Source organism: Ferruginibacter sp. (assembly GCF_031430955.1).
Lineage (GTDB): Bacteria > Bacteroidota > Bacteroidia > Chitinophagales > Chitinophagaceae > Ferruginibacter.
Window position 1 is genome coordinate 1 of record NZ_JANPCM010000012.1, and the last position, 7,763, is coordinate 7,763.

The window sequence follows — 7,763 nt, forward strand, 5'->3', positions numbered from 1 at the left end:
CGACAATGGCAAGAACACAGCCACCCATGGCATCTATCGATGCTAATAATATCAGTGCCTCAGTTTCAACTTCAGCGGTTAAAGATACTACAAAAAAACTCCCTGCAAACGGATCGGCGGTATCTTCAACACAACTCTCAAAGGCTACAATTTGTTGCGTACGTAAGGCAATTTTTGCCGCTTCTTCTGTAGGTAAACTTAAAGCCTCATCGTAACCGTTAGTATGTAAGGATTGTGTGCCCCCCAATACAGCAGCAATAGTTTGTATAGTTACACGGCTGATATTATTTTGCGGTTGCTGTGCGGTTAAAGTACTGCCACCGGTTTGTGTATGAAAACGAAGCATCATTGCTTTAGGATCAGTTGCACCAAGCTCTTTCATTATGGTTGCCCAAATTTTTCTTGCAGCACGGAACTTGGCCACTTCTTCAAACAAATTATTGTGTGCATTAAAAAAGAAGGAGAGGCGTTTACCAAAAATATTAATGTCCAGGCCTTTTTCGAGTGCCGCCTTTACATAAGCCTTACCATTGCTTAAAGTAAAAGCAATTTCCTGTACGGCGGTGCTGCCGGCTTCACGAATATGATAACCCGAAATAGAAATAGTATTCCATTTAGGTACTTCCTTTGCACACCATTCAAAAATATCGGTGATGATACGCATAGAAGCTTTGGGAGGATAAATATATGTTCCTCTTGCAGCGTATTCTTTTAAAATATCATTTTGTATGGTGCCGGTAATTTTTTTAAGATCGGCGCCATTCTTTTTTGCTACTGCAACATATAAGGCGAGTAAAATAAAACCGCTGGCATTGATCGTCATCGAACTGGAAACGGTTTCTAAATTTATACCACGGAAAAGTATTTCCATATCTTCTAAACTGTCAATAGCAACACCTACTTTTCCTACTTCGCCATCAGCTAACGGATGATCGCTGTCGTAACCAATTTGTGTGGGCAAATCAAAAGCAACACTTAAACCGTTAACACCCTGGCCTAATAAATAATGATAGCGCTTATTACTTTCTTCTGCAGTAGAAAATCCTGCATACTGCCGCATCGTCCACATTTTGCCCCTGTACATATCGGGTTGCACACCACGGGTATAAGGAAATTCTCCGGGTAATTCGTTATTGATTTTTATATCATCACGGCAATAAACTTCTTTTATTTCAATGCCTGAATCAGTAATTATTTTCTTTTCATTTGCCATACACTTGTTTTATAAAACTCCTGGTGGGTTGCAAAACTCTTGCAGGGTTCTAAACCCTGCAAGAGTTATAAGCATAGCTACTTCAATATTTTTTGCGACTCGTAATGCAATGCTTCTAAGACAATTTTATTTATTTCTGCATTGTTCGTCATGGTATATTCTAAAAGCGCTTTACTTAATTCTATTGCAGCTGCATTTGCAGGCAGCGTTGCAGCAATCTGGTTAATAATAAAAGTATTCTGGTCCCTTAATTTAGTAATGGCCTTCCACATTTCGGGGCTAACATAAATTTGCTGGCTTACATTATATTCATATTCGTTATTTAAAGTTTGCAGTAAAGCCATTTGCATTTCCCTCGCACTCATTTCATCTGAGTATAATTTAGAAACAAGGTTTTTTAAACCGGCCCTTTCAGCATATAAAGTAAGCCTTTCGTAAGCCTGCAATTTTAATTTTATAGTTTCATTGTTAATACCCAAACGTAATTTAATCTCTTCTTTCATGCCATTAAATTCGGCCAGCAGCCAGGCAATAGCAATAAAGAAAAGAAAAGTACCTGCAATTTGAATATGGGTTGAATTGATCTCCAGTAAATACATAGTTATATTTTAGGCAACAAAAATAAGGTAAAAGTTAATGGGGAATTGCGAATGGTGAATGGTGAATATTTTATGTTTGATAATTCGTTATTAAAAAAATCAGCATTACCAGTATTTTGCAAGCATAGTTAAAAGATTCAGAAATTCCTGTTTTCGAAAAGCTGCGTTGTTGCCACGTTTTAAATTATTTATACCTTTGTACTAAATTAATAATAATGGAAACTACAACAGAAGCTCCGGTTACACTTACTAAAACTGCCATAGAAGAAATAAACCGACTGATGCATGCAGAAGGTTTTGATACCACACAGCAATTACGCATTGGCGTAAAGGGTGGTGGCTGCAGCGGCATGACCTATGTTTTAGGCTTTGATGCAAAAACTGATAAAGACGAAAGTTTTGAAATAAATGGCATATCCTGCATCATGGAAAAATCTCATGGCATTTATTTAATGGGTATGGAAGTGGATTGGCAGGGTGGATTAAATTCAAGAGGTTTTACTTTTAATAATCCTAATGCAAGTAAAACATGCGGCTGCGGAACAAGTTTTGCGGTATAAACAATAAGTAATTTTTTAGATTTATATAAAAGTCATTCAAAAAAAATTGAATGGCTTTTTATTTTGCTAACCCTTATCTTCATATAACTTCAAATTTTTTTTAATTGGGTACACCGGATTATAGCACAGATATTTTAATAGCAGGCGCTGGCCCTGCTGGTGCCACTACATCTATCTTTTTAGCGAAAGAAAAAGTTAATCATATCATTATTGATAAAGCAATTTTTCCACGTGATAAAATATGCGGAGATGCCATGAGTGGAAAAACAGTAGGTATTTTAAAAAGAATTACAACTGACTGGCAACAATTTTTTTTGAATAATGGTAAAGCCACAGTAAGCAGGGGCATACAATTTATTGACAGTGATAACAATTGTTTGAGTATCCCTTTTCAGTCAAATGCTGTGGACGCAAAAAATACCCCCGGCTTTGTAAGCAAGCGGATAGATTTTGATAACAGCTTAATAAAAATGATTGATAAAGTGTATGCAAATTTTATCAGCGATTGTGCTGTTGAATCAATAGAACATACCAGTGAAGGGTTGTTAGTAAAAGTAAAACATGGTGGTGTTGAAAAAACAATTTTCACAAAAATGATTGTGGGTGCAGATGGCCGTGGCAGCATTGTTGCTAAAAAAATGGCCATGCATAAAGTGATACCGGAACATTACAGCGCAGGCATACGGGCTTACTACAGCAATGTGGCTGGCTGGCATGATGATAATTACATTGAGTTACATTTTTTAAAAGAAATGCAGCCGGGATATTTCTGGATTTTTCCTTTGCCAAACGGTATGGCCAACGTGGGCATGGGTATGCTGAGCAGTGCTGTGGCTGCTAAAAAAGCAAACCTTAAACAACTGATGCTTGATGCAATTGAAAAAAATCCTGTAATTAAAAAGAGATTTGAAAATGCAACGCTTGAAAGTAAAATAGAAGGGTGGGGCTTACCACTGGGTTCTAAAAAAAGGCAACTCAGCGGCAATCGTTTTTTGCTGGCAGGGGATGCTGCTTCGCTGATAGACCCTTTTACCGGCGAAGGAATTGGCAATGCAATGGTATGCGGTTTGGTGGCATCACGGCATATTAAAAAAGCATTGGAAGCAAATGATTTTTCAGCAGTATTTTTAAATGATTACGATAAAGAAATGTACCATAAACTTTGGGCAGAGTTAAAGCTGAGCCATTACCTGCAAAAACTAAGCAGCAAACCCTGGCTGTTTAACTTTGTAATAGGCAAAGCCAGCCACAGCAAAGAACTGAGAGAAACTATCAGTTGCATGTTTGAGAATGTGGACATCAGAAAAAAATTTACCAACCCCATGTTTTACCTGCGTATATTATTTAACAGGTAAAAGTTTTGAAACAGGCATAATTTTTTTAAAGCCTTAAAGTTTTTTAAAGTTACAACCTAACATTAACCCCCACCATGCAATTAAACTGCGCCATAGGGAAATAAAAATTTTCTGTTGTTAAACTTCCTCCGTAAATATAACTAAAGCTGTAGCCGTTGGGCTCATATTTTTTACTAAAAACATTATTCAGTTGCGCAATAAAAGTAACGGCTTTAAATACTTTATTTTCCAGTACATAACTTAATCTTATATCCTGGGTGTAATAAGGATTCAGGCTCCTAGATTTTAAAGAAGTATTATCTAAATATTGCCTGCTGACATATTTGCTTATCAAATTTATCTCCCCATTTTTTACAGGTGTAATATTTATGCTTCCACCAGCAACGGTGTTAGGAGAAAATGCAATATCGGTGGAACCGTAAAAATTAGTTTTTTGCCCGCCATTATCATAATCATCTAAATACTCCGTAAAGTTTTTTATTTTGTTTTTGCTGAAAGCGATATTAGCGGCAATATTCAGGCATTTGCTAAAAATATATTTTCCCTGCAATTCAATTCCTGCCCTGTAGCTGTTGGGGATATTGATCCTGCTGTAAGCTCCCACATCATTTATTTTACCGGTTAAAATTAACTGGTCTTTATATTTCATGTAATACAAATTTGCACCAAAGGAATAAGTAGTTTTTTTAGTTTCGATACCAGTTTCAAAATCATTTAGCAGTTCTGGTTTTGGCTGATTATTATTACCTGCTTCAAAATCATCACGGTTGGGTTCGTGCTGTGCCAGTGCATAAGATGCGTATGCCTGCCAACTGTTTTTATTGTAAGTAATACCCAATTTAGGGTTTACAAAGTTGTAATTATTTTTTATTAACAAAGAAGGGTTATCCCTAAAACCATTGATGGTGTAATTAATAGCACGGAACTGTACATCAACAAAACTTTGAAAATCAGTTGTCCATTGCTGTGCCCATTTACTGTACAAAGAAAAATCTTTTTTATGTGCTGTTAAATCGTACCACCTGTAATTTGCTGGTACTGCAGCCTGTACCTTTGCCCAGGTAATTTCGCCAAAATGTTTTCCATCATAACCATTCCATCCGCCGCCAAAAGTAAAATCAGTTTTGTTTTTGCGATGTTGTAAAGAAAAAATGCTGCCATAAAAATTATTATCTAACCAAAGCCTTCTTATTAAATCTGTTTTTTTGATTGTAGTGGTACCATCATTATAATTGGGCAATCCGTAATCAGCTAATTTTTTATTGGCTTTATACTGTTCGTAATAGCCATTTCCTTTTGTAAGAAAAACAGCAATATTCCCTTTCCAAAAATCATTTAATTTATGGTTATAGAAAAGCTGGTAATGGGTTTGCGTATAATTATCAGTTTCATTATTGTAAGGGCTGTCAGTTTTTTCATTGCCTGCAGAGTTGTAAGTACGGTCTGTATTAAGCAAATATTCAGGCACACCATTCCAGGCCTGGTAGGTTTTTTCTTTGCCGCTAAAAATATTTAACCGCAGCGAACTTTTTTCTGCAACATAAGCTGTGCTGAAATAAAAAGATTTTAAATCGGTTTTCGCCCTGTCGATATACCCATCGCTGCTGATGCGGCTCAGCCTTCCATCAATGGTAAAATGATTTTTTAAAATACCACTGCCAAACTGTAAGGTATTTTTTAAAGTATTAAAACTGCCATAACTGTTATTTAATTCTGCATAAAACTTCTTATTTATTTCGTTAGTGGCCAAATTAATACTTGCACCAAATGACCCGGCACCATTTGATGAGGTACCCACACCACGTTGTATCTGGATACTGTTTACCGAAGAAGAAAAATCGGGCAGATCAACAAAATAAGTACCCTGGCTTTCTGCATCATTATAAGGGATGCCGTTAAGGGTAACATTTATCCTGCTGGCATCAGTGCCACGTATGCGTATGCCCGTGTAACCTACTCCTGCACCGGCATCTGAGTTTACAACAACTGAGGGGGTTTGGTTTAATAAAAAAGGCAGATCCTGCCCCAGGTTATTTTTTTCAATCTCTTTTTTAGTAACAGTAGTTTTTGCAAAGGGGGCTTTTTCTCCTGCTCTTACTGCAATAACTTCTACTGGTTGCAAATAGGCGGTATCATTAAATTTTTGTGGTGTTTGTGCAACACATACAGCACTGCTTACACATAATAATGCACTGATAAATAATTTCATTTCAATAAAATTTGTGCTGAAAAATCCAGGGAAGCTATGTCCGCTATGATAAATCCCCCTTTAGAGTTAGGGGCTTGTCATTTCTTCCTACGCAGGCATTATCCTGATCAGGTTAGCGGGTATTATCTCAGCTTTTTGTATGTCTCGACAGGCTCAACATACAAAAAACACCCCGGAAATTCAGTTGGTTAATAAGAACTTTGAAAAACAAAGGTAGCAGTTTTTTTAAAATAATTTTAGATTTTGTGTAACAATTTATTTTCTTCCTTCGTATAACAAATAAGTATAGCCATGAAATAACCAGGCTGCAACTTTGTTTTAAAAGCATTAACGATAAGTGGTTTGGTTATTGCATGTGTCATTTTAAATAAAAAAAATTACCATGAAAAAATTAATTTTATCCCTGGTTACTTTAATTACAGTAACCGCTTTTGCACAGGAAAAAACTGTTGTTGCAGATGCTAATGCACAAAAAAGAACATTAAACGGAAGTTTTACCGGTATTACCGTTACTGATGGTGTAGATCTTTATCTTACACAAGGCAACGAAGAATCTGTTGCAGTTAGTGCCAGCGAGCAAAAATATATGGACCGTTTTAAAACCGTAGTGGAAAACGGTATTTTAAAAATCTATTTTGATAACAGCGGTATTAACTGGGCATTAAATGATAAGAGAAAATTAAAGGCCTATGTATCTTTTAAAACCTTGGAAAAATTACATGCTTCAGGTGGTGCCAATGTTAAATTAGAAGGAACTGTTGATGCCGGAAATTTAGATTTAAAGTTTACCAGTGGCGCAGCTTTTGAAGGTAATTTAAAAGCAAAAGATTTAACTGTAGAACAAAACAGCGGCTCGGCAATTAATATATCGGGCAATGCAGATAAAATAAATGTAGAGGTAAGCAGTGGTGCTGTTTTTAAAGGATATGAGTTAGCGGTTGATTACTGCGAAGCAAAAGCAAGCAGCGGCGGCGGTGTAAGAATTACCATTAATAAAGAATTGAGTGCAAAAGCAAATAGTGGCGGAGGCGTAAGGTATAAAGGCAGTGCTGTTATTAAAGATATTAATGTAAACAGTGGCGGTTCTGTAAAAAAAGCTTAATTGATTCAGGAGTCTAGAGGTTTAGGCGTTTAGATTAAAAAGAGTTAAATTTATTTTATGAAGAAGATTATTGCAAGTTTGTTTATTGTATGCTTTGGGTTAATTGCAACTGCACAAAAAGAAATTGTGAACGATGCCAATGCAGAAATAAGAGAAATTGATAAAAGTTTCAACAGCATTAAAATATCCAGCGGCATCGATCTTTTTCTTTCTCAATCCGATAACGAAGCAGTGGCAGTAAGTGCTTCCGAAAATAAATATAAAGAAGAGATTAAAACGGTAGTAGAAAATAACACCCTCAAAATTTATTATTTCGGCAGCAGAAACTGGAATAAGGATAAAAAAAATTTGAGGGTGTATGTTTCTTTTAAAAATTTAGAAAGTATAGACGCTTCTGCAGCATGCGATATACAGGTGGCTGGTGTTATAAAAGTACCTTCATTATTAATAAACATGTCTGGCGCAAGTGGTTTTAAAGGAGCTGTAGATGTTACTGATTTAAAGATTGATTTAAGTGGAGCATCTGATGTAACCATAAAAGGTATTGCAACCTCTGTTCGTATTGAATCGAGTGGTGCAAGTGATGTCAGTGGTTACGATTTGGTTGCAGATTATTGCAGAGCAAAAGTATCCGGAGCATCCGATGTAAATATTACAGTAAATAAAGAATTAAATGCCAGTGCAAGCGGCGCCAGCGATATTTCTTACAAAGGCGATGCAGTTAT

At 36.2% G+C, this 7,763-nt stretch carries 7 protein-coding genes and 1 riboswitch; of the genes, 4 read left to right on the top strand and 3 right to left on the bottom strand.

The window, feature by feature from the left end; genetic code table 11:
• Nucleotides 1-1,213 (bottom strand): acyl-CoA mutase large subunit family protein (locus ACY65O_RS00330; RefSeq protein ID WP_462218853.1); only part of this gene is annotated, 1,213 nt, incomplete at its 3' end.
• 77 nt (nt 1,214-1,290) lie between these two features.
• The gene (locus tag ACY65O_RS00335; protein ID WP_462218854.1) at nt 1,291-1,812 is read right to left on the bottom strand and encodes a DUF7935 family protein; all 522 of its coding nucleotides are present in this window, start codon (nt 1,810-1,812) and stop codon (nt 1,291-1,293) included.
• Between the two features lie 215 nt (nt 1,813-2,027).
• On the opposite strand from ACY65O_RS00335, the gene ACY65O_RS00340 reads away from it, so the two are divergent.
• Nucleotides 2,028-2,372 (top strand): HesB/IscA family protein, encoded by a 345-nt coding sequence (locus ACY65O_RS00340; RefSeq protein ID WP_462218855.1) that lies wholly within the window; start codon nt 2,028-2,030, stop codon nt 2,370-2,372.
• A 104-nt stretch (nt 2,373-2,476) separates the two neighbouring features.
• Complete coding sequence (locus tag ACY65O_RS00345) at nt 2,477-3,727, top strand: NAD(P)/FAD-dependent oxidoreductase (protein WP_462218856.1); 1,251 nt, start codon at nt 2,477-2,479, stop codon at nt 3,725-3,727.
• A gap of 49 nt (nt 3,728-3,776) precedes the next feature.
• Here ACY65O_RS00345 and ACY65O_RS00350 read toward each other — a convergent pair whose 3' ends face one another.
• Nucleotides 3,777-5,936 (bottom strand): TonB-dependent receptor, encoded by a 2,160-nt coding sequence (locus ACY65O_RS00350; protein WP_462218857.1) that lies wholly within the window; start codon nt 5,934-5,936, stop codon nt 3,777-3,779.
• A gap of 67 nt (nt 5,937-6,003) precedes the next feature.
• Nucleotides 6,004-6,121, bottom strand: a riboswitch (TPP riboswitch).
• Between the two features lie 197 nt (nt 6,122-6,318).
• Between ACY65O_RS00350 and ACY65O_RS00355 the strand changes: the two genes are divergently transcribed.
• Together ACY65O_RS00355 and ACY65O_RS00360 are read left to right on the top strand one after the other, a co-directional pair.
• Nucleotides 6,319-7,038, top strand: a complete 720-nt coding sequence (locus tag ACY65O_RS00355) for a head GIN domain-containing protein (RefSeq protein WP_462218858.1) — start codon at nt 6,319-6,321, stop codon at nt 7,036-7,038.
• Between the two features lie 57 nt (nt 7,039-7,095).
• Nucleotides 7,096-7,763, top strand: a 668-nt coding sequence (locus ACY65O_RS00360; protein ID WP_462218859.1) for a head GIN domain-containing protein, incomplete at its 3' end; no start/stop codon positions are given.

Excerpts from the sequence above, each read along its gene's own strand:
- ACY65O_RS00350 (WP_462218857.1), bottom strand. The coding sequence starts at position 5,936 with ATGAAATTATTTATCAGTGCATTATTATGTGTAAGCAGTGCTGTATGT.
- ACY65O_RS00355 (WP_462218858.1), top strand. The coding sequence starts at position 6,319 with ATGAAAAAATTAATTTTATCCCTGGTTACTTTAATTACAGTAACCGCT.
- ACY65O_RS00340 (WP_462218855.1), top strand. The coding sequence starts at position 2,028 with ATGGAAACTACAACAGAAGCTCCGGTTACACTTACTAAAACTGCCATA.
- ACY65O_RS00335 (WP_462218854.1), bottom strand. The coding sequence starts at position 1,812 with ATGTATTTACTGGAGATCAATTCAACCCATATTCAAATTGCAGGTACT.